Genomic DNA, 20,012 nt, shown 5'->3' with positions numbered 1-20,012 from the left:
CGTCGCACTGCGCTGCCGAGGCTGCGCCCGCAAGCTCTGGGCCGGTAGGCTTTCCGTGTGATCTTCAAGCGCATCGGAAACGGCCGGCCGTACCCCGACCACGGCCGGGAGAGCACCCGGCAGTGGGCGGACGTCGCGCCGCGCCCGGTCCGCCTCGATCAGCTCGTGACGACCAAGCAGCAGCTCGACCTGGAGACCCTCCTGGCGGAGGACTCGACCTTCTACGGCGACCTCTTCGCGCACGTCGTGAAGTGGCAGGGCGACCTGTACCTGGAGGACGGGCTCCACCGCGCGGTGCGGGCGGCGCTGCAGCAGCGCCAGGTGCTGCACGCGCGCGTGCTCGAACTGGGCTGAGCCGGCCGGACCTCCCCTCCGGACCGATCCGCGTCTTCGGCCCCACGACCCGGGTCTCCGGCCCGGGCCGGGCCCGGCCCCGACCGCGGCCTGCCGGGTAACGGTTTGGACCTTTCGGGTTCTACTGGGCGATATCCAATGATCATCTAGTAGGAATCGCCGCCCCGGCGCACTACGCTGCGCCCATGAGCATGCTGACTCCCCCCGGCATGGGCGGGAAGTACCGGATCACCGGGAACAAGTACCCGCGGATGCGCCGGCCCCGGCGGCACGGCAGGCTCGCGTTCGTGGCCGCCGCCTCCGTCGTCGCGCTCGGGGTGATCGGCTGGGGCACGCTGCAGCTCATCGACGTCTTCACCGGCGGTGACACGAAGGCCTCGGCGGCCGGTGCCAGGACGCACTGCGCGACCGGCGCGGCGGCCAGGCCCGGTCCCTCCCCGGCGGCCACGGCCCGGGCGCTGCCCAAGCCGGGCGGGATCACGGTCAACGTCCTCAACGCCACGCCGCGCGGCGGACTGGCCAAGCAGACCGCCGACGAGCTGAAGAAGCGCGGCTTCCGCATCGGTCACGTGGGCAACGCGGCCAAGGAGTTCGACAAGAAGGTCAAGGGCGCGGGGCTGCTCGTGGGTCCCGCGTCGGCCCTCGACAGCTCGCTTCCCGTGCTCGCCACCCAGCTCCCGGGGGCCCAGAGCCGTACCGACACACGCAAGGGCACCGACGTGGACCTGATCATCGGCGACGGGTTCAAGCAGCTGGCGTCGCGGCCGGCCGCCGACAAGGCGCTGGCCGCCCTGGCCGCGCCGAAGCAGCCGGCCGGCACACCGCAGAAGGGCTGCTGAGGCGAACGGCCGGCCACCGGCGGACGGGGCCGGCCCCTTCTTACCGCGGCCCCGCGCCCCGGCGTCCGGTTACTCGGCCGCGCCGTACATCCGGTCGCCCGCGTCGCCGAGGCCCGGGATGATGTAGCCCTGCTCGTTCAGGTGTTCGTCGACCGACGCCGTCACGACCGTCACCGGGGTGCCCGCGAGGTCGCGTTCCATGACGGCGACACCCTCCGGGGCGGCCAGCAGCACCACCGCCGTCACGTCGTCGGCGCCGCGCTTGATCAGCTCCTGGATGGCCGCGACCAGCGTGCCGCCGGTGGCGAGCATCGGGTCGAGGACGTAGACCTGACGGCCGGAGAGGTCCTCCGGCATGCGCGTGGCGTACGTGGAGGCCTGCAGCGTCTCCTCGTTGCGGATCATGCCCAGGAAGCCCACCTCGGCGGTCGGCAGCAGCCGCACCATGCCGTCCAGCATGCCGAGCCCGGCGCGCAGGATCGGCACGACCAGCGGGCGCGGGTGGGAGAGCTTGACGCCGGTGGTCTGCGCGACCGGCGTGGAGATGTCGACCTGTTCCGTCCGCACGTCCCGCGTCGCCTCGTAGGCGAGCAGGGTGACCAGCTCGTCGGCGAGCCGGCGGAAGGTCGCGGAGTCGGTGCGCCGGTCGCGCAGAGTGGTGAGCTTGTGGGCGACCAGGGGGTGGTCGACGACGTGGAGACGCATGTGCCAACAGTAACCGGGCGCTGAAGGCGGCCGCCCGCCCGCCACCGTCCTCGCGGCGACGGCGCCCGCGCCCGCCCCCTCCTGCGCCGCCGTGGCATCAAACCCGCCGCCCGGGGGAAAGCGGTAGGGACGGACGGGGGTGGTGGACCGATGCCTGACCGGCAATCCCGCAAGCATCCGTCGCCGGGCACACGGCCCGACGCGGCGGACACACCGGCGACGACGGCGCCCACGGAGACCGCCAGGACCACGGCCGGCGGGGCGGCCACGCGTACCGGTGGAGCGGGGGACACCGGTGCGGCCGGCGGCCCCGCCGCGGCCCCGGCACGCAGGAGCCGCCCGGAGGCGGGCGGCACGCGCCGCGCCGGGCTCCGCCGGAACAGCGGCGCCGGCACCGGCGACCCCGACGGGACCCGCATCGGCACCGGCCTCCGCCCCGACCCGAGCACCGGCACGGACCCCGGCCCCCACACCGACCCGGAGACCGAACGCCGCCGGCGCCGCGCCCAGTTCCTGCGCGACCTCGCCGAGGCCCGCGAGCTGCGCGACCGCGTCCAGCCCCGGCGTGCCAAGGCGGCCCGGCTGCGGCACGCGATGCGGATGCGTACGTTCCGCTGGTAGGACGGCCCGACGGGACCGCGCCGGGGAGGAGCCGGCGCCGAGGGCGCGGGAGAGACCGGGGAAGAAAGGAAACCCGCGCCGACGTTCCGTGGTGGGCCTGCGTGGCCGCCGGGCAAAGCCGCGTACGATCCGCAGGTGGCGGCAACGAGTGCGCTGGTGAGTCCTTTACCGACGAGCCGCAAAACAGCCGGACACAGGGAGCCGAAGACGTCCCCTGAACGCCTTGTTTCTGTCACGATTCCGAGTGGGTGGGGCTCGGAGCCCAGCTCTTCCCGCCCAGAACCTCCGCCGGGGGGACCCCCAACCGGCACGCCTAAGACCAGTGGGAGAGTCACGGTGTACTTCGCCGCACTGCTCGCGCGCACCGAAGACGGGTGGGAAGCGAGCGACACGGAGCTCGACGATGTGGAGACGCTGTCCGACCTGGCAGAACTGGCCCGTGAGTCCTCCGCCGAGGACGACACGGTGCTCGTCCTCATCGAGCAGGAGGACGCGTGGTTCGGTGTCGTCCGCGTGGACGGCGAGGACGACCCTCGCATCTACGTCTCGGACGCCGCCGCCGCGGCCCGCAGTTCGTACGGCGAGATCCTGCTCACCGACGAACTGCTCGGCCGGGAGCCCGGTGACGACGGCCCCGATCTCGACGCCCTCGACCTCGACGGCACGGAGGACGGCGAGCCCGCCTCCGGCGAGGACGACGAGGAGGAGCCCGGTTCCGCCGAGGCCATCACGCACAGCCCCTTGGGCGACGGCGAGATCCTCGACGACCTGGGCATCAGCGAGAAGGAGCTGCGCGCCCTGGACGCGGAGGACGCGCTGAGCGCGATCGCCGAGGTCCTGGGCGCCGCGGAGGTCCTGGAGACCGTCCGCTGACCCCGGCCCCGAACCCGGAACCGACCGACGACATGCCGCACCCGGCCGGGCCGCCCCGCCCGGCCGGCACGTCCTTTGCCGGCACGTCCGGCCCCGACGCGTCCGTTCCCGGCGCGCCGGGGCGGCCGTCCGGCGTGCCCGACCCGGTCCGCGACCGCTGGCGGGACGCGATGCGGCTCGCCCTGGAGCAGGCCGGAGCGGCCGTCCGGGGCGGGGACGTGCCCGTCGGTGCCGTCGTGCTGTCCGGCGACGGCACGACCGTGCTCGGCGCCGGACACAACGAGCGCGAGGCGACCGGCGATCCGACCGCCCACGCGGAGGTCCTCGCCATCCGGCGGGCCGCCGAGCGGGTGGGCCGGTGGCGGCTGTCCGGCTGCACGCTGGTGGTCACGCTGGAGCCGTGCACGATGTGCGCGGGGGCGGCCGTCCTCTCCCGCGTCGACCGGATCGTCTACGGCGCCCGCGACGAGAAGGCGGGTGCCGCGGGCTCGCTCTGGGACGTCGTACGCGACCGGCGGCTGAACCACCGGCCCGAGGTGATCGCAGGCGTGCTCGCCGAGGACTGCGCCGGACTCCTCACCGACTTCTTCCGCACCCGCTGACCCGCCTTCGTCCGGCACCCGTCGGCCCGCCTTCGTTCCGCACCCGCCGACCGCTTTCGTTCCGCGGCCCGCCGGCCCGCCGGCTCGCCGCCACGACCGTCGGAGGACGGTCACCGGGCCGCCGGGCGACGGGCCGCCGGACCGGCCGGGAAACGGATTTCGGACCACGGCCCCCCGTGTTGTAGGGTCTCTCTCGGTAGCGTGTCCGAGCGGCCGAAGGAGCTCGCCTCGAAAGCGAGTGTGGCGCAAGTCACCGAGGGTTCAAATCCCTCCGCTACCGCTTGTGAAGGGCCCCGTCCATCGGACGGGGCCCTTCGTGCGATCATCGTGCGATCATCGACGGCGCTCGGCTCGCAGCGGTCGACGACGGGGCGGCCGGCGGCAGGGGCAACCAGCGACAGGGGGAGACCGCGATGGCGGTGAACGCCAAGAAGATCGTCTTCTATGTGCTCGTGGTCTTCGTGCTGTACGTGATCATCACCGACCCGGCCAAGGCCGCCGACTACGTCCAGATAGGCTTCGAGGGCATATCGAACGCCGCCAAGGCCATCGGCGACTTCATGACGTGGGCCGCGAACGGAGGAAAGTGATGATCCGACACCTGGTCCTCTTCAAGCTCGACGAGGGCGTCCGGCGCGACGATCCGCGGGTCGAGGAGGGCGTGCGGGCGTTTCGGGCCCTGGGCGGCCAGATCGAGGACCTGCGCTTCTGGGAGTGCGGCTGGAACATCAGCGACCGGCCCATCGCCCACGACTTCGCGATCAACTCGGCGGTCGAGGACACCGGCGCCCTGAAGCGCTACCTGGAGCACCCGGCGCACCAGGCGGGCGTGGCCCTGTGGCGGGAGTTCGCCACCTGGGTGATCGCGGACTACGAGTTCTAGACGTACGGCCACACGGAGCCGTGCCAGGCCCCGCACCGGGATGGTGCGGGGCTTTGTCGCAGCTATACGCACCTTTAGAGCTAATTCATTCCTCAACACGTGCATATGCGGTGCTTGAACACTTAGCTCATGTCTTGTGATGCTATGACCGCTTTTGACGGATGAGTTGATCGACGAAGAGGTGGCGTTGACCGTGTCGGCCAGTACTGCGCCGCCCCAGGAGGAAGCTCCCGCGCCCGCCTCCGCCCCGGCCCCGGAGAAGCGGCGCGGCGCCGACACCCGGGCCCTCACGCAGGTGCTCTTCACCCAACTGAAGGAGCTGGAACCGGGCACGGCGGAGTACGCCCGCGTGCGCGGGGCGCTCATCGAGGCCAACCTCCCGCTCGTGCGCTACGCGGCCGCCCGCTTCCGCTCCCGCAACGAGCCGATGGAGGACGTCGTCCAGGTCGGCACGATCGGGCTCATCAACGCCATCGACCGCTTCGACCCCGACCGGGGCGTGCAGTTCCCCACCTTCGCCATGCCGACGGTCGTCGGCGAGATCAAGCGGTACTTCCGCGACAACGTCCGCACCGTCCACGTCCCACGCCGGCTGCACGAGCTGTGGGTGCAGGTCAACAGCGCGACGGAGGATCTGACGACCGCCTTCGGGCGCTCCCCCTCGACCGCCGAGATCGCCGAGCGGCTGCGCATCGGCGAGGACGAGGTGCTGTCCTGCATCGAGGCCGGACGGTCGTACCACGCGACCTCGCTGGAGGCCGCGCAGGAGGGCGACGGGCTGCCAGGACTGCTCGACCGGCTCGGCTACGAGGACCCGGCGCTCGACGGCGTGGAACACCGCGACCTGGTCCGCCACCTCCTCGTCCAGCTCCCCGAGCGGGAGCAGAGAATCCTGCTGCTGCGCTACTACAGCAATCTCACCCAGTCGCAGATCAGTGCGGAACTCGGCGTCTCCCAGATGCACGTCTCGCGCCTACTCGCGCGTAGCTTCCAGCGACTGCGATCCGCAAACAGGATCGAGGCGTAACCGTCACGAGCGAATCGCTCACCAGGGCGGATCCCGACATCTTCGGCCCGAAAGGCCGTCAGACCCCTTTCTGCCAGGGCTGATTCGCATATCGGATGTCGACATGTCACTACAGCGTGTTGCCGACATGTGACATTCTGCGGGAAGCGCGTTTGCCGTGGCTTCGGCTCCGGTATTCAGGTGAAGGCTGAGTTCTCCTCGTCAGAGAGCGCGGCCACGACCGTCCCGCGACCCAGAGGGGGTGGCATGTCCGCAGAACAGGGCAGCTCCGAGGTGCTGACGCTCACCAAGAGCGAGGCGCCTTCCCCGGCGCTCGAGCCGATCGACGCCCTCGACGACGTGACGGCCCTTCCGGCCGTCCCGGCTCCGGCCCCGGCGTCCGACGCCTCGGCAGCCATCGACACCCGCACCCTGTCCCGCTCCCTGTTCCTGCGGCTCGCCGTGCTCGACGAGAACAGCCCCGAGCGTGCCTACGTCCGGGACACCCTGATCGAGCTGAACCTCCCGCTCGTCCGCTACGCGGCCGCCCGCTTCCGCTCGCGCAACGAGCCGATGGAGGACATCGTCCAGGTCGGCACCATCGGCCTGATCAAGGCGATCGACCGCTTCGACTGCGAACGCGGCGTGGAGTTCCCGACCTTCGCGATGCCGACGGTGGTCGGCGAGATCAAGCGCTTCTTCCGGGACACCTCGTGGTCCGTGCGGGTGCCCCGGCGGCTCCAGGAGCTGCGCCTCGCGCTGACGAAGGCCAGCGACGAGCTGTCGCAGAAGCTGGACCGGTCGCCGACCGTCGGCGAACTCGCGTCCGTGCTCGGGGTGTCGGAGGAGGACGTCGTCGACGGCCTCGCCGTGGGCAACGCCTACACGGCCTCCTCGCTCGACTCCCCGGCCCCCGAGGACGACGGCGGCGAGGGATCGCTCGCCGACCGCCTCGGCTACGAGGACACGGCGCTGGAGGGCGTGGAGTACCGCGAGTCGCTCAAGCCGCTGCTCGCCAAGCTGCCGCCGCGCGAGCGCCGGATCATCATGCTGCGCTTCTTCGCCAACATGACGCAGTCGCAGATCGGCGAGGAGGTCGGCATCTCGCAGATGCACGTCTCCCGGCTGCTGACGCGGACCCTGGCCCAGCTGCGCGACGGGCTCATCTCCGACTGACCCGGACCACCCCTGGCGTGCCGATGGCCGCCGAGGCGCCGCACGGCGCGTCGGCGGCCATCACGCTGTCCCGCCACGTCCTCGACGCCCGTCGGCGTCCTCTCCCCCGCTTCCGTCCGCGCTCGAACAGTTTCCGTCCGCGCTCGAACGGCTTCGGCGCCTACTTCAACGCGAGCCAGGCGACGGCCGCGACGACGATCACGGCGACGACGACACCGACGATCAGACCGACCCGCGGGCCGGCGGGCGCCGCCTGCTGCTGCCTCGCCTGGGGAGCGGCCTCGTCGACGAACGCGCGGAACATCTGGGTGCTGCCGGCGGGGTCGTGGTGGCCCTGGGGGCCCTGGGTGTTAGCCATGCCCCGAGACCCTAGCGAAAACGCCGGGCGCTCCCCAAGTGGGGGCCCGTTTCGTCCCGTTGCGGAAGGCACGGCCGGGCCGGTGACACCGCCCCGGCGGCCGGTTTGCCCCGTCCTGGGGTGAACGGCGCACCCCGGCGCCCACCTCACCCACCGTCACCTGCGTATTTACGCTCGCAATACTTGCCTTTGCCAAGTTTTTGCGCCGGCCGACCCCGGTTTGTTTGCCTGCAGCAACCAACCGAACGTATGGTTGCCCCAAGCAACGATTACGGGAGGTGCGATGGCCGAGCAGGCGCAGTACGAGGAGCTTGCGCGTCAGCTCAGTGCCGTCGGCGCCGTGAAACGGGACATGGGGCGGATCCTGCCGCCCGACTGCCCGGCCGGCTCCGCCGCCGTGCTGACGCTGCTGGGCCGTCACGGGGACATGCGCATGAGCAAGCTCGCCGAGCTGCTCGCCGTGGACCTGTCGGTGACCAGCCGCCATGTCGCGCACGTCGCCGCCCGCGGCTGGATCGACCGGCTGCCGGACCCCGCGGACAAGCGCTCGCGCATCCTGCGCCTGACGCCCGCCGGCCTCGACCGGCTCGACGACCTGTCCCGGCGGACCACGCACCTGCTCGCGGAACGGCTGAGCGACTGGACCGACGACGAGGTCGGCCAGCTCATCCGGCTGATGACCCGGCTGCGCGACAGCTTCGGCGACTGCCGGTCCACCCCGGTCCGGCTCCCCGAACCCGTACTCGAAGAGACCACCCGTACACCCGCAAGCACGTAAGCAAAGGAAGCCCATGGCAACGACCACACCAGCCGGTGTGCGGGCTCACGCCAAGCACGGGGGCGCGTCCCCGGACGGCGCTCCGATGTCGCACCGGCAGATCATGGAGGCGCTCTCCGGGCTGCTGCTCGGCATGTTCGTGGCGATCCTGTCGTCCACGATCGTCTCCAACGCACTGCCGAAGATCATCGGTGACCTCGGCGGCGGCCAGTCGGCCTACACCTGGGTGGTCACCGCCGCCCTGCTGTCGATGACCGCCTCCACTCCGCTGTGGGGCAAGCTCGCCGACCTGTACAGCAAGAAGGCGCTCGTCCAGATAGCCCTGATCATCTACGTCGTGGCGTCGATGGCGGCCGGGCTCTCGCAGAACCCCGGCATGCTGATCGTCTGCCGCGTGGTCCAGGGCATCGGCACCGGCGGTCTGTCCGCCCTGGCGCAGATCGTCATGGCCGCGATGATCTCCCCCCGTGAGCGTGGGCGTTACTCCGGCTACCTCGGCGCGACGTTCGCCGTCGCCACCGTCGGCGGTCCGCTGCTCGGCGGTGTCATCACCGACACCTCCTGGCTGGGCTGGCGCTGGTGCTTCTACGTCGGCGTGCCCTTCGCGATCCTCGCGCTGATCGTCCTGCAGAAGACCCTGCACCTGCCCGTCGTCAAGCGGAACGTGAAGGTCGACTGGTCCGGCGCCACCCTGGTCGCCGCGGCCGTCTCACTGCTGCTGATCTGGGTCACCTTCGCCGGTGACAAGTACGACTGGCTGTCGTGGCAGACCGGCGCCATGGTGGGCGGCTCGGTCGTGCTCGCGCTGCTGTTCGTGCTGGTCGAGTCCAAGGCCACCGAGCCGATCATCCCGCTGCGGCTGTTCCGCAACCGCACGATCACGCTGGCGTCCCTCGCCTCGCTCTTCGTCGGTATCGCGATGTTCACCGGCACGGTGTTCTTCAGCCAGTACTTCCAGCTGGCCCGGGGCAAGACCCCGACCATGTCGGGTGTCCTGACCATCCCGATGATCGGCGGCCTGTTCGTGGCCTCCACCGTCTCCGGCCAGTTCATCACCCGCACCGGGCGCTGGAAGGCGTGGCTGGTCAGCGGTGGCGTCCTGGTGACCGCCGGCCTCGGCCTGCTGGGCACCATCCGGTACGACACGGCGTACTGGAAGATGGCGATCTTCATGGCCCTGCTGGGCCTCGGCATCGGCATGATGATGCAGAACCTGGTGCTGTGCACGCAGAACCAGGTCGACCCGGGCGACCTCGGTTCGGCCAGCTCCACGGTCACCTTCTTCCGTTCCCTCGGCGGTGCGGTCGGCGTCTCGGCGCTCGGTGCCGTGCTGGCCAACCGGATCACCCACTACGTCAAGGACGGCCTGGCCGCCCTCGACCCGAAGTACCAGGCCGCCATGGGCTCTTCCGGCTCCAGCAGCAGCATCCCGGACGTCGCCAAGCTCCCGGCGCCGCTGCGCACGGTCGTGGAGGGCGCCTACGGGCACGGCATCGCCGACATCTTCCTGATCGCCGGCGCCATGGCGGCCATCGCCTTCCTGATCACGCTGTTCATCAAGGAGGTCCCGCTGCGGACCCGCGGCGGCCTCGCGCAGGCCGCCGAGGGCGAGCCCGCGCCGGTGGACCCGGTGGCGGCCCCGGCCGTCGCCGAGGCCCAGGAGCAGGCCGCCGTCTTGGCCGCCGACCAGTTCTCGGCCCCGGCCGAGGACAAGGCGCCCAGCTGGGCGTCGGCCGCCTCCACCACCGAGGCCGCTCCGGCGGGCACCCAGCGCCTCGCGGCCGTCGCCACGGTGGCTCCCGACGCCCAGGCCTCCGGTCCGGGCGGGGTCCCGGTGCGCGGCTTCGTCCGGGGCGCCGAGGGCGCGCCGGTGCCGCAGGCCGCGGTGACGCTGATCTCGCTGGCGGGCCGCCAGCTGGGCCGCTCGGTCGCGCAGGGCGACGGCGCCTACACGGTGGACGCGCCCACAGCGGGCTCCTACGTCCTGATCGCCTCCGCCGACGGCTTCCAGCCGCAGGCGTCCACCATCGTCGTCAACGACGAGCCGGTGGCGTACGACATCCTGCTCAGCGGCACCAGCGGACTGAGCGGTGTGGTGCGGGGCGCGGAGACCACGCTGCCGGTCAAGGACGCCATGGTGATCGTCACCGATGTGCGCGGCGACCTGCTGGCCACCGGGACCACCGGTGAGCAGGGCGAGTTCTCCTTCGCCGAGCTGGTGCCGGGCGTGGTGACCGTCGCGGTGAACGCCGCCGGGTACCGGCCGCGGGCCCTGCCCGTCGAGGTGGGCGGCGCCGGTGTCACCCGCATCGAGGTCGACCTCGACTCCGGTGCGCAGCTCCAGGGTGTCGTCCGGGCGCCGCACGGCCCCCTCGCCGACGCCCGCGTGACGCTCGTCGACGCGGCGGGCAACGTGGTCGGCACCGCCACCACGGGTACGGACGGGGCGTACGCCTTCACCGACCTCAACAGCGGCGAGTACACCGTCATCGCGACGGGCTACCCGCCGGTGGCGACGGCCCTGACGGTCTCCGGCCGCGGCGTCGACGACCACGACATCACGCTCGCCCACCCCGGCGAGTAGTTCGAACCCGGCCCGTGGCGGGGCGCGCTCCCCAGCGGAGGCGCCCCTGCCGCGGGCCGGTCACTTTCCGACCAGTTTGTCAGGCTTTTCAGGGAGAAAACGGGATGGGACTGACCGCGAGGATCCGCACCCGGGACGGATGGGCCGTGTCGCACGCGGTCGTCACGGTGACCGACATGACCGGCACGCAGGTGCTGCGCGCCGAGGCCGACCACGAGGGCGCCGTACGGGACACCACCGAGCTGACGCCCGGGGCGTACACCGTCATCGTCACCGCCGTCGGGTACGCGCCCGCCGCGTCCAGCGCGATCGTGACCGCCAGCGGCCGGGCCGAGGTGGGCACGGTCACGCTGGCCCGCCAGGGCGGCACCGAGCTGCCGCCGCCGGGGCCGTGGACCATCGACCCCGCGCACTCCTCGGTCGCCGCGGTCGCGCAGCACCTGGGGATCTCCAGCGTGCACGGCCGGTTCACGGAGTTCGGCGGCACCATCGAGATCGCCCCGGACGACGTCACCAAGTCGCGGGTGGAGGCGGTCATCCGGGCCGGCTCCATCGACACGGGCAACGGGATGCGCGACGGGCACCTGAAGTCCGGGGACTTCCTCGACGTCGAGCAGTACCCGGAGATCACCTTCCGCTCCACCGGCCTGACCGCGGCCGGTTCGGACCGCTGGATGGTCAGCGGCGAGCTGACGATGCACGGTGTGGTCCGCCCGGTCGACCTCGACCTCGCCTACCTCGGCACCGGCGCCGACCCGTGGGGCGGCACCCGCGCCGCCTTCCGCGCCACCACCGAACTGCGCCGCGAGGACTTCGCCATGAACTACAACCAGGTCCTCCAGGCGGGCATCGCCGCCATCGGCACCACCCTGCGGGTGGAACTGGACATCCAGGCGGTCCAGGGCGAGTCCCTGCCCGCGGCCTGACGGTCTCCGGCACCCGGGCCGCCCCCGCCGCCCGTCGTCACGTGCCGTTCTTCGTGTCGACGATGCGGCGGGCCAGGTCGCGCAGTTTGACGTTCTCCCGCTGCGAGGCGCGCACGAGGCTGTCGAAGGCCTCGGCCGCGTCGATGTCCAGGCGTTCCATGAGGATGCCGGTGGCCTGGCCGATCAGGTCGCGGGTGCGCATCGCCTCGGTGAGCTGCTCGCGTACGGTCGCCGAGTCCAGGGCGAGACTCACGTGCGCGGTGAACAGCCGGCCGACCCGGGTCGCCGCCGCGTCGAAGGCGCGCGGCTTGCCGGAGTAGGCCGTGAGCACGGTCAGCCGCCGCTTCTCGGCGCGCAGCCGCAGCGCGAGCGCCGAGCGCAGCCCCGCACCGGCCAGTGCCGCGCAGCCCTCCTCGGTCTCGCTGTCGGTCACCCGCACCACGGGCGCGTGCCACAGCCCGTCCCAGTACGGCGTCGGCTCACGGCCGTCGCCCTGCAAGGCACCGGCGGCGCGGACGACGTCGTCGCTCCAGGCGACGGCCTGGCGCGGGCCACCGCGCTCGGTCACCGAGATGTCCGCGTGCTCGGCGCCCGGCAGCAGGTGCACCGCGAGCCGGACGGCGGTGCGCATGGTGCTGTGCGGGCTGTCCGTGTCGTGCAGTTGCTGAGCCGCGACCGTCAGGGCTTCGGACAGCTCGATGTCCCCCGGAAAACGGGGCAATTCAGAAAAGTCGGACGCAGGCACCACGAACCTCTTCGGCATGCACGGCATTACGGCCATGCGCAGGAGAGCTCCGCAGCACATTCCCGACTGCGAGCACAGGACGAACAGAACCTTATCTCGTCTTTCCAGGTGTCTTACGCCTGGTGGACGCTCGGCCCCGGCCTCTGGGAACCGCCGCTCGGCAGTGGTGCAATGGAGGACGACGGGTCAGGAAGCGGCCCCGTCCAGCGTCTGTCCGGCGGACAGGCCTGGGCCGGACGGATGTCTGCCTACTTGCAGGTGAGTGCCATGACCCACTTCCCGAGCCCGTGCCGGGTGCGTGACACGCCCGCACGCGCACTGCTCGTCCTGCCACCGGAGATCGACCTGTCCAACGCCCCCGCGCTCTGCTCCCGGGTGCTCTCCTTCGCGACCGCCCGCGCTACGCGGTTGCGCCTGCTGGTCCTGGACCTCACCCACACCGACTTCATGGACTCCCAGGGCGCCCGTCTCGTGATCGACGTACGCGACCGGCTGCCCCCGCCCGTCCGGCTCCGGGTGGCGGCGGTCCCGTACGGCATCCCCCGCCGCGTCCTGGAGGTCACCGGCGTGCGCCGGGACGTTCCCGTGTACGACGACGCGGAGCAGGCGCTGCGACGCTGAGCGGGGGCGGACGCGGTCTTGGGTGAGCCGTCCGGTGGTAGGCACGAGGGGGACACCCGCCGGACCGCCGCCGGCGGCCGACAGGACCTAGGCTGCCCGCATGGCACCCAGCATCGCGACCAACACGCGCGTCTCGCGCGAGGAACTCCTCGACTTCGTCCGCCCGCGCCACCGCGCCCTGCTGATGACCCGGCGCGCCGACGGCGGCCCACAGGCCTCCCCGCTGACCTGCGGCGTGGACGACTCCGGGCGGATCGTCGTCTCCACCTACCCGGAGCGGGCCAAGACCCGCAACGCCAAGCGGGACGCCCGCGTGAGCCTCGTCGTGCTCAGCGACGAGTGGAACGGGCCATGGGTGCAGATCGACGGCACGGCCGAGGTCGTCGACGTCCCCGACTCCGTCGAACCGCTCGTGGAGTACTACCGCAACATCGCGGGCGAGCACCCGGACTGGGACGAGTACCGGCAGGCGATGCTCGACCAGGGGAAGTCGATCATCCGCGTCACACCGGAGCGTTGGGGTCCGGTCTCCACCGGCGGATTCCCGGCCCGGCCGGCCCCCGAGGAGCAGTAGCGGGCGCGACGGCGGGGCTCAGCCCCGGGCGACCATGGCCTCGATGCCCGCGATCAGCAGGTCCAGCGCGAAGGTGAAGTCCCGGTCGAGCATCTCCGCGACCGTGTCACCGCCGCGGGCGTCCATGAGCTCCTTGGACTCCCGCAGGAAGTCCGCCGTCGGCCCGTGCTCCAGCACCGAGCGCATCGCCTGCCCGTAGTAGTCGTCCGGGCTCATGCCGCTGTCCGCTGTCCGGGACAGGAACTGGCCCTCGATCGTGCCGTAGCCGTAGACGAACTGGAAGACGGCCGAGATGGCGCTCGTCACCCGGTGCGCGGGCAGCCCGGTGCGGCGGATGACGCGCTGCACCGTGTGCGAGAAGGCCAGGTGGTTCGGGCCGATGTTCAGGTAGCGGCCGGCCAGCGGGGAAAGCCAGGGGTGGCGCACCAGCTGCGCCCGGTACGCGGCGGCCAGCCCGCGCAGCTGCTCGCGCCAGTCGGTGTCCGCGTCCGGCGCGGGCAGCGCGAACTCGCCGAAGGCGGCGTCGAGGGCGAGTTCGAGGAGGTCGTCCTTGGTGTCCACGTACCAGTACACGGACATCGCGGTGACGTTCAGCTCGGCGGCGAGCCGGCGCATGGAGAACTTGGCCAGCCCCTCGGCGTCCAGCAGCCGCACCGTGGCCTCGGTGATCCGGTCCCGGTCCAGACCCGACGGCTGTCCGCCCCCGCGCCCGCCCCGGCGTTCCTTGCCCGCCAGCCAGACGCTGGTACGGGCCGCGCCCCTGGCCCCGGCTTCCTTCACCATGGCGCACCTTCCTCAGTTCTCCCGACGCCGGTCATGCTAGATCCTGTCCAACGGATCAAGCTCCGCCGGTCTCGGCAGCCGCCGCCTGCGAGTCTGCCCGCTCGGCCCTGCGCAGCAACGCGGCGGCCAGCAGGCCGCCGAGCAGCACCGCGACGGCCCCGACCAGCTGGCTGGTCGACAGCCCCGACGAGTAGGCGTCCAGGACCCGCCCCTTCTCTGCCGGGTCGTGCGCGGCGGCCAGCGCGGCGGGCAGGGAGGTCGCGGCCACCGGGACCAACGCCGCGAACCGTGAGGTCAGCACCGCTCCCAGCACGGCCACCCCGAGCCCGTTGCCGAACTCCGACAGGGTGCCGTTGACGCCCGCTCCGACGCCCGCCTTGTCCGGTGGGATCGCGCTCATGATGGCGTGCGCCATGGCCGGACCGGCGACCGCGGTGCCCGCGCCGATCAGCAGCAGACCGAGGAGCGTACCGGCGTACCCGTGCCCGGCGAAGGTGGCGATCGACACCAGGCCGCCGGAGAGCAGCACCATGCCCAGCAGGATCGAAACCGGCGTACCGAGCCGCACCGTCGCCTTGGCCGCGAGCCCCGAGAAGTTGAGGACCACGACGGTGAGGGCGAGCGGCGCGGTGCGCAGGCCGGCCTCCAGGGGACCGTAGCCGAGCACGAACTGCAGGTGCTGGGTGAGCAGGAACAGCGACCCGCCCATGCCGAAGGCGATCAGCACCGCCCCGGAGACCGCTCCCGTGAAGCGGCGGTCCCGGAAGAAGTGCATGTCGAGCATCGGGTACGGGATCCGGCTCTCGTAGAACGCGAAGGCGGCCAGCACCACCACCGCCACGGCCGCCGTGACCAGCACCCGCGCCGACGTCCAGCCGTGGGCGGGGCCGGAGATGATCGCGTAGACCAGCGCGGCCATGCCGATCGTGGACAGCAGCGCGCCGAGCAGGTCGGGACGGTCGCCCCGGGGGCTCTTGGACTCGGGGACGAGGGCGACGACCGCGACCAGGGCCAGCGCCGCGACCGGCAGGTTGATCAGGAAGATCGCGCCCCACGAGAAGTGGTCGAGGACGAAGCCGCCGATCAGCGGGCCGGTGGCGAAGCCCAGCGCGCTGACCGCGCTCCAGATGCCGATGGCCTTGGGGTGCTCGTCCGGCGTGAAGATCTGCATCACGACGGCGAGCGTGGTGGTCAGCAGCAGCGCGCCGCCGACGCCCATGCCCGCGCGGGCCGCGATCAGCTGGCCGGTGGAGTGGGCGAGTCCGGCGGCCAGCGAGCCGGTGCCGAACAGGGCCAGTCCCGCGATCAGCATCTTCTTGCGGCCGTAGCGGTCGGCCGCGCTGCCCGCGGTCAGCAGCAGCCCGGACTGGACGAGCGAGTAGGCGTTGATCATCCACTGGATGTCGGAGGTGGCCGCGTGCAGCTCGCGGGTGAGCGAGGGGATCGCGACGTTCAGCACGGTGTTGTCGAGCAGCACGGTGAGCTGCGCCAGACAGATGACGCCCAGGATCAGCCAGCGCTGGGAGTGGCCCTGGGGCTGCGGCCGGCTCGGGGCCCCGGTCAGTTCCGGGGAGGCGGTTGACATGCCATACACCGTAGAACTATTCCCATACGGTGTACAAGTACATTTCCGCGCGGGTACGCCGACAGGGGCGGCGGCCGTTCTCCGGCCACCGCCCCTGTCCGGGCCCGTGCGAAACGGCCGTCAGCCGGTGCTGGTCCTCCGGGTCAGGTCGTAGAAGGTGGCCGAACCGGCCGTGACCTTCTTGAAGTTCTTCTCGACCCACGAGGTGATCTGGGAGGCGGTGCCGCTGCCGCCCATGCCGCCGCCCATGCCGCCACCGGCGATGAAGTAGTGGACACGCCCCTGCGTCACGTACTTCTGGAACTGGGCCAGGGTCGGGGACGGGTCGGTGCCGTTGAAGCCGCCGATCGCCATGACCGGGGCACCGGTGGCGAGCTGGTAGCCGGCCGCGTTCTGCGAGCCGATGGAGGCGGCGACCCACGTGTACGCGGACGCGTTGCGCTCCAGCAGCGCCTTGGCCGCCGAGGAGACGCGGGCCCCGTCGAGCAGGCCGCCCATGCCGCCACCGCCGCCCATGCGGCCGCCTTCGCCCGTCCGGGCGCCGGGGCCGGGGAAGTTGTTGCCGTTCTGGCCGTTCTGGCCGTTCTGGCCGTTCTGGCCGGGCATGCCGCCTCCGCCGGGGAAACCGCCGGTGCCGCCGCCTGGGAAGCCGTTGCCGTTCCCGTTGCCGTTCTGACCGTTCTGACCGCCCTGGCCGTTCTGCTGCCCCTGACCGTTCTGCTGGTTCTGGCCCGGCATGCCGCCTCCGCCGAAGCCGCCCCGCACGCCGGGGCCGCCCCGGCCGCCGAAGCCCCGCATGCCCGCGCCCGCCGGACCGGCCGTCGGGATGGAACCGGTGTGCGCCGAACGCACCGTGCTCAGCGTGTACGCCGTCGGTCCGGCGAGGCAGGTGAGAACGCCCGCGGCGGCCACGACGACGGCGAGCCGCCGGCCGATCCGCGCCACGAAGACCAGGCCCAGGGCCGCGGCGAGACCGCCGACCAGGACCAGCCACCTCAGCCACGGCAGGTAGGAGGGCGTGCGGTGGAGCAGGACGTACCCCCACGCGGCGGTCGCCGTGACGGCGGCGGCCAGCACGAGCGGGACCCAGGCCCGGGACCGTTCCCGCCACAGCGCGGTCACGCCCATGCCGACCACGGCGGCGAGGTAGGGCGCGAGGGCGACCGTGTAGTACTGGTGGAAGATGCCCGCCATGTAACTGAAGACGCCCAGGGTCATCAGCAGCGAGCCGCCCCAGGCGAGGAAGGCGCCGCGGGCGAGGAAGGCGTCGCGCGTGAGGTCGGCGCGCCGGGCCTTCCCGGTCAGGACCAGACCGGCGACCAACAGGATCAGCGCGGCCGGCAGCAGCCAGGAGATCTGGCCGCCGATCTCGGAATTGAACATCCGGTCCCAGCCCGTCTCGCCCCACTGGCCCGAGCCGCCGCCGCGTCCGCCCGGGCCGCCACCGCCGCCGACGCTGCCGGTCTCGTCGCCGTTGATCCGGCCGAGGCCGTTGTAGCCGAAGGTCAGGTTCAGGAAGCTGTTGTTCTGCGAGCCGCCGATGTAGGGCCGCGAGGAGGCGGGCCACAGCTCGACGATCGCCACCCACCAGCCGCCGGAGACGACGACCGCCGCCGTCGCGAGGGCGAGCTGCCCCAGCCGTTTGCGCAGCGCCACGGGCGCGCAGACCCCGTACACGAGAGCCAGCGCGGGCAGGATGAGGAAGGCCTGGAGCGTCTTGGTCAGGAAGGCGAAGCCGACCGCGACGCCCGCCCACAGCAGCCACTTGGTACGCCCGTCCTCCAGGGCGCGGACCACGAAGTGCACGGTGAGCGCCATCAGCAGCGCGAGCAGCGCGTCCGGGTTGTTGAAGCGGAACATCAGCGCTGCCACCGGAGTGAGCGCGAGCACCGCACCCGCGATCAGACCGGCGGCGGACCCGAACCGACGGCGGACGGAGGCGTGGACCACGGCGACCGTGAGCACCCCCATGACCGCTTCGGGGACGAGGACCGCCCACGAGCTGAGGCCGAACAGCCGTACCGACAGCGCCATCGGCCACAGCGCCGCCGGTGGTTTGTCCACGGTGATGGCGTTGCCCGCGTCCAGCGAGCCGAAGAAGAACGCCTTCCAGGAGGCGCTGCCCGCCTGCACCGCCGCCGAGTAGAAGGAGTTGGCGTAGCCGGAGGCGCTCAGGTCGTAGAGGTAGAGCAGGGCGGTGGCGAGCAGCAGGGCGAGGAGGGCGGGGCGTGCCCAGCCCGGGTCCTGCGGCCTGCCCCGCCACAGGCGCCGCGGCAGGGACTGCCCCGGCCCGGCGCCGGGTACGGCGTCCGGCGGCGCGGGGGGCTCGGCCGTCGCGACGGCGCCGAGAGGGGTGGCCGGGGGTGCGGCCGGGGATCCCGTCGCAGATCCGGTCGGGGGTGCGCTCGGGGGTGCGCTCGGGGGTGCGGTCTGGGGCGGGCCCCAGGAGGAGGGTCCCGTACCCGCCTGCCGGCTGCTCCGGTCGTGATCGGTCGTCATCGGAAGTCCTTGGGGTCGGTGGCGTACGGGGCCGGAGTCGGGGCCGGGGCCGGGGCCGGGGCCGGGGCCGGGGCCGGAGTCGGGGCCGGGGGCGAACCGGCGGTCGAAGGGAGGTGGATGTGCGGGTGCGGGTGCGGGTACGGCTCCGGAGGTACCGGCATCGGCGGTACGTCCCGGGCGACGGCCGCCTCCGCGGGCGTACCGGCGGGCAGGTCGTGCCGCTCGGGGAAGACCCAGGCGCGGAAGAGCAGGAAGCGCAGGACGGTGGCCGCGAGGTTGGCCGCCACCAGCACCGCCAGCTCGGTGGAGTGCGCGGGCGAGCTGGTCGCCGCGTTGAGGGCGGCCAGGGAACCGCTGGTCAGCGCGAGGCCGATGGCGAAGACGACCAGACCCTGTGCCTGGTGCCGCACCGCACCGCCCGGCCCGCGCACCCCGAAGGTCAGCCGCCGGTTGGCCGCGGTGTTGGCGACCGCCGAGACCAGCAGGGCGAGCGCGTTGGCGATCTGGGAGCCGGAGAACTGCCGGAAGAGGCTGTAGAGCACCAGGTAGAAGAGCGTGGACAGGACACCGACGACACAGAACCCGACCAGTTGCCGGGCCAGCCCCCCGGGCACGTCCGGCAGGTCCCCCTCGCGCGGGTCGTCCCCGAAGGGGCGGGCGAGCCGGTCCAGCGGCAGCGACCCGGTGGCCAGGGCCTTGCCGACCCGCCACACGCCCTTCAGATCCTCGGTCGCCGTCCGCACGATGTGCACCGTGGAGTCCGGGTCGTCGACCCAGTCGACGGGCACCTCGTGGATGCGCAGACCGGCCCGCTCGGCCACGACCAGCATCTCGGTGTCGAAGAACCACCCGGTGTCCTCCACCAGCGGCAGCAGCACCTGGGCGACGTCACGCCGGATCGCCTTGAAACCGCACTGCGCGTCGGAGAAGCGGGCCTGGAGCGAGCCGCGCAGGATCAGGTTGTACGAGCGGGAGATGAACTCGCGCTTGGCGCCGCGCACCACCCGCGAACTGCGGGCGAGCCGGGAGCCGATCGCCAGGTCGGAGTGGCCGGAGATCAGCGGCGCCACCAGCGGCAGCAGCGCGTTGAGGTCGGTGGAGAGGTCCACGTCCATGTAGGCGAGGACCGGCGCCTCGGAGGCCGACCACACGGCCCGCAGGGCCCGGCCCCGGCCCTTCTGTTCCAGCCGGAAGCTGCTGACCGCGGCCAGTTCCGCGGCCAGTTCCGCCGCGATCCGCGGGGTGCTGTCGGTGGAGGCGTTGTCCGCGACCGTGATGCGGAAGGCGTACGGGAAGGTGCGGGTGAGGTGCTCGTGCAGGCGGAGCACACAGGGCCGGAGGTCCTTCTCCTCGTTGTAGACGGGGATCACCACGTCCAGTACGGGCGTACCGGCATCCATGGCCGGGAGGTGCTCCCGAGCCGGGAGGTTACCGGGGGCAGAGTCGGTTCGCATGGCGGCGACTCTCCTCAACTGCCCTGTCGCACCCATGTGGTGACGC

Annotated in this window: 21 protein-coding genes and 1 tRNA gene; 15 read left to right on the top strand and 7 right to left on the bottom strand. The window is 72.2% G+C overall.

The annotated features are described in order from the left end of the window. Positions 1 to 57: 57 nt before the first annotated feature. Both ACFC02_RS00500 and ACFC02_RS00495 read left to right on the top strand, forming a co-directional pair. The gene (locus ACFC02_RS00500; RefSeq protein WP_003986294.1) at positions 58 to 354 is read left to right on the top strand and encodes a type II toxin-antitoxin system VapB family antitoxin; all 297 of its coding nucleotides are present in this window, start codon (positions 58 to 60) and stop codon (positions 352 to 354) included. Between the two features lie 209 nt (positions 355 to 563). Next, positions 564 to 1,193, top strand: coding sequence for a LytR C-terminal domain-containing protein (locus ACFC02_RS00495; protein WP_376350263.1), 630 nt, complete (start codon positions 564 to 566; stop codon positions 1,191 to 1,193). Between the two features lie 69 nt (positions 1,194 to 1,262). On the opposite strand, the gene upp is transcribed toward ACFC02_RS00495, so the two are convergent. Then, positions 1,263 to 1,898: a uracil phosphoribosyltransferase gene (gene upp / locus ACFC02_RS00490; protein WP_037862716.1), complete on the bottom strand. Its 636-nt coding sequence runs from the start codon at positions 1,896 to 1,898 to the stop codon at positions 1,263 to 1,265. Positions 1,899 to 2,315: 417 nt separating this feature from the next. On the opposite strand from upp, the gene ACFC02_RS00485 reads away from it, so the two are divergent. The 8 genes from ACFC02_RS00485 to ACFC02_RS00450 all read left to right on the top strand — a co-directional run bounded on the left by ACFC02_RS00485 (position 2,316) and on the right by ACFC02_RS00450 (position 7,059). Next, positions 2,316 to 2,519, top strand: a complete 204-nt coding sequence (locus ACFC02_RS00485) for a hypothetical protein (protein ID WP_376350261.1) — start codon at positions 2,316 to 2,318, stop codon at positions 2,517 to 2,519. Between the two features lie 336 nt (positions 2,520 to 2,855). After that, on the top strand, positions 2,856 to 3,392 hold the full coding sequence (locus ACFC02_RS00480; protein ID WP_376350132.1) for a hypothetical protein: 537 nt from the start codon (positions 2,856 to 2,858) through the stop codon (positions 3,390 to 3,392). Positions 3,393 to 3,562: 170 nt separating this feature from the next. Beyond that, positions 3,563 to 3,994, top strand: a complete 432-nt coding sequence (gene tadA, locus ACFC02_RS00475; protein ID WP_376350258.1) for a tRNA adenosine(34) deaminase TadA — start codon at positions 3,563 to 3,565, stop codon at positions 3,992 to 3,994. Positions 3,995 to 4,189: 195 nt separating this feature from the next. Beyond that, positions 4,190 to 4,274 (top strand) — tRNA-Ser (locus tag ACFC02_RS00470). Positions 4,275 to 4,407: 133 nt separating this feature from the next. Further along, positions 4,408 to 4,584, top strand: coding sequence for a hypothetical protein (locus ACFC02_RS00465; RefSeq protein WP_376350130.1), 177 nt, complete (start codon positions 4,408 to 4,410; stop codon positions 4,582 to 4,584). Beyond that, complete coding sequence (locus ACFC02_RS00460) at positions 4,584 to 4,877, top strand: Dabb family protein (protein WP_376350127.1); 294 nt, start codon at positions 4,584 to 4,586, stop codon at positions 4,875 to 4,877. The genes ACFC02_RS00465 and ACFC02_RS00460 overlap by 1 nt, the downstream gene beginning before the upstream one ends. A gap of 154 nt (positions 4,878 to 5,031) precedes the next feature. Beyond that, entirely contained in the window at positions 5,032 to 5,904 is an 873-nt protein-coding gene (locus ACFC02_RS00455; RefSeq protein WP_376350124.1) for an RNA polymerase sigma factor SigF, read from the top strand. 246 nt (positions 5,905 to 6,150) lie between these two features. Then, positions 6,151 to 7,059: an RNA polymerase sigma factor SigF gene (locus ACFC02_RS00450; protein WP_376350122.1), complete on the top strand. Its 909-nt coding sequence runs from the start codon at positions 6,151 to 6,153 to the stop codon at positions 7,057 to 7,059. Between the two features lie 160 nt (positions 7,060 to 7,219). On the opposite strand, the gene ACFC02_RS00445 is transcribed toward ACFC02_RS00450, so the two are convergent. Further along, positions 7,220 to 7,417, bottom strand: coding sequence for a hypothetical protein (locus tag ACFC02_RS00445; protein ID WP_376350119.1), 198 nt, complete (start codon positions 7,415 to 7,417; stop codon positions 7,220 to 7,222). 283 nt (positions 7,418 to 7,700) lie between these two features. On the opposite strand from ACFC02_RS00445, the gene ACFC02_RS00440 reads away from it, so the two are divergent. The 3 genes from ACFC02_RS00440 to ACFC02_RS00430 all read left to right on the top strand — a co-directional run bounded on the left by ACFC02_RS00440 (position 7,701) and on the right by ACFC02_RS00430 (position 11,705). Then, positions 7,701 to 8,195, top strand: coding sequence for a MarR family winged helix-turn-helix transcriptional regulator (locus ACFC02_RS00440; RefSeq protein ID WP_376350116.1), 495 nt, complete (start codon positions 7,701 to 7,703; stop codon positions 8,193 to 8,195). Between the two features lie 13 nt (positions 8,196 to 8,208). Further along, on the top strand, positions 8,209 to 10,779 hold the full coding sequence (locus tag ACFC02_RS00435) for an MFS transporter (RefSeq protein WP_376350113.1): 2,571 nt from the start codon (positions 8,209 to 8,211) through the stop codon (positions 10,777 to 10,779). Positions 10,780 to 10,883: 104 nt separating this feature from the next. Next, positions 10,884 to 11,705 (top strand): YceI family protein, encoded by an 822-nt coding sequence (locus ACFC02_RS00430; RefSeq protein WP_376350110.1) that lies wholly within the window; start codon positions 10,884 to 10,886, stop codon positions 11,703 to 11,705. Between the two features lie 37 nt (positions 11,706 to 11,742). On the opposite strand, the gene ACFC02_RS00425 is transcribed toward ACFC02_RS00430, so the two are convergent. Further along, entirely contained in the window at positions 11,743 to 12,468 is a 726-nt protein-coding gene (locus ACFC02_RS00425; protein WP_376350108.1) for a GAF and ANTAR domain-containing protein, read from the bottom strand. A gap of 249 nt (positions 12,469 to 12,717) precedes the next feature. On the opposite strand from ACFC02_RS00425, the gene ACFC02_RS00420 reads away from it, so the two are divergent. Both ACFC02_RS00420 and ACFC02_RS00415 read left to right on the top strand, forming a co-directional pair. Continuing rightward, positions 12,718 to 13,071 (top strand): STAS domain-containing protein, encoded by a 354-nt coding sequence (locus tag ACFC02_RS00420; RefSeq protein ID WP_376350105.1) that lies wholly within the window; start codon positions 12,718 to 12,720, stop codon positions 13,069 to 13,071. 100 nt (positions 13,072 to 13,171) lie between these two features. Further along, positions 13,172 to 13,645, top strand: coding sequence for a PPOX class F420-dependent oxidoreductase (locus ACFC02_RS00415; RefSeq protein ID WP_376350102.1), 474 nt, complete (start codon positions 13,172 to 13,174; stop codon positions 13,643 to 13,645). Positions 13,646 to 13,663: 18 nt separating this feature from the next. Here ACFC02_RS00415 and ACFC02_RS00410 read toward each other — a convergent pair whose 3' ends face one another. The 4 genes from ACFC02_RS00410 to ACFC02_RS00395 form a co-directional block, all read right to left on the bottom strand. Next, a complete protein-coding gene (locus ACFC02_RS00410; RefSeq protein WP_376350099.1) occupies positions 13,664 to 14,428 on the bottom strand; it encodes a TetR/AcrR family transcriptional regulator in 765 nt (254 codons plus the stop codon). 55 nt (positions 14,429 to 14,483) lie between these two features. Further along, complete coding sequence (locus ACFC02_RS00405) at positions 14,484 to 16,013, bottom strand: MFS transporter (protein WP_376350097.1); 1,530 nt, start codon at positions 16,011 to 16,013, stop codon at positions 14,484 to 14,486. Between the two features lie 120 nt (positions 16,014 to 16,133). Further along, positions 16,134 to 18,512: a glycosyltransferase family 39 protein gene (locus ACFC02_RS00400; protein WP_376350094.1), complete on the bottom strand. Its 2,379-nt coding sequence runs from the start codon at positions 18,510 to 18,512 to the stop codon at positions 16,134 to 16,136. Then, on the bottom strand, positions 18,509 to 19,966 hold the full coding sequence (locus ACFC02_RS00395) for a glycosyltransferase (protein ID WP_376350092.1): 1,458 nt from the start codon (positions 19,964 to 19,966) through the stop codon (positions 18,509 to 18,511). Before ACFC02_RS00395 ends, ACFC02_RS00400 begins: the two co-directional genes overlap by 4 nt. Between the last annotated feature and the right edge of the window lie 46 nt (positions 19,967 to 20,012).

Origin of the sequence: Streptomyces sp. NPDC056160 (assembly GCF_042268205.1) — a bacterium.
GTDB lineage: Bacteria > Actinomycetota > Actinomycetes > Streptomycetales > Streptomycetaceae > Streptomyces.
The sequence above is the reverse complement of the archived record's forward strand: the minus strand, read 5'-3'. Positions and strand labels throughout refer to the sequence as shown.

Coding starts and splice junctions, on each gene's coding strand:
- ACFC02_RS00495 (WP_376350263.1), top strand. CDS start 564: ATGGGCGGGAAGTACCGGATCACCGGGAACAAGTACCCGCGGATGCGC.
- upp (WP_037862716.1), bottom strand. CDS start 1,898: ATGCGTCTCCACGTCGTCGACCACCCCCTGGTCGCCCACAAGCTCACC.
- tadA (WP_376350258.1), top strand. CDS start 3,563: ATGCGGCTCGCCCTGGAGCAGGCCGGAGCGGCCGTCCGGGGCGGGGAC.
- ACFC02_RS00465 (WP_376350130.1), top strand. CDS start 4,408: ATGGCGGTGAACGCCAAGAAGATCGTCTTCTATGTGCTCGTGGTCTTC.
- ACFC02_RS00460 (WP_376350127.1), top strand. CDS start 4,584: ATGATCCGACACCTGGTCCTCTTCAAGCTCGACGAGGGCGTCCGGCGC.
- ACFC02_RS00450 (WP_376350122.1), top strand. CDS start 6,151: ATGTCCGCAGAACAGGGCAGCTCCGAGGTGCTGACGCTCACCAAGAGC.
- ACFC02_RS00445 (WP_376350119.1), bottom strand. CDS start 7,417: ATGGCTAACACCCAGGGCCCCCAGGGCCACCACGACCCCGCCGGCAGC.
- ACFC02_RS00440 (WP_376350116.1), top strand. CDS start 7,701: ATGGCCGAGCAGGCGCAGTACGAGGAGCTTGCGCGTCAGCTCAGTGCC.
- ACFC02_RS00435 (WP_376350113.1), top strand. CDS start 8,209: ATGGCAACGACCACACCAGCCGGTGTGCGGGCTCACGCCAAGCACGGG.
- ACFC02_RS00430 (WP_376350110.1), top strand. CDS start 10,884: ATGGGACTGACCGCGAGGATCCGCACCCGGGACGGATGGGCCGTGTCG.
- ACFC02_RS00425 (WP_376350108.1), bottom strand. CDS start 12,468: ATGCCGAAGAGGTTCGTGGTGCCTGCGTCCGACTTTTCTGAATTGCCC.
- ACFC02_RS00420 (WP_376350105.1), top strand. CDS start 12,718: ATGACCCACTTCCCGAGCCCGTGCCGGGTGCGTGACACGCCCGCACGC.
- ACFC02_RS00415 (WP_376350102.1), top strand. CDS start 13,172: ATGGCACCCAGCATCGCGACCAACACGCGCGTCTCGCGCGAGGAACTC.
- ACFC02_RS00410 (WP_376350099.1), bottom strand. CDS start 14,428: ATGGTGAAGGAAGCCGGGGCCAGGGGCGCGGCCCGTACCAGCGTCTGG.
- ACFC02_RS00405 (WP_376350097.1), bottom strand. CDS start 16,013: ATGTCAACCGCCTCCCCGGAACTGACCGGGGCCCCGAGCCGGCCGCAG.
- ACFC02_RS00400 (WP_376350094.1), bottom strand. CDS start 18,512: ATGACGACCGATCACGACCGGAGCAGCCGGCAGGCGGGTACGGGACCC.
- ACFC02_RS00395 (WP_376350092.1), bottom strand. CDS start 19,966: ATGCGAACCGACTCTGCCCCCGGTAACCTCCCGGCTCGGGAGCACCTC.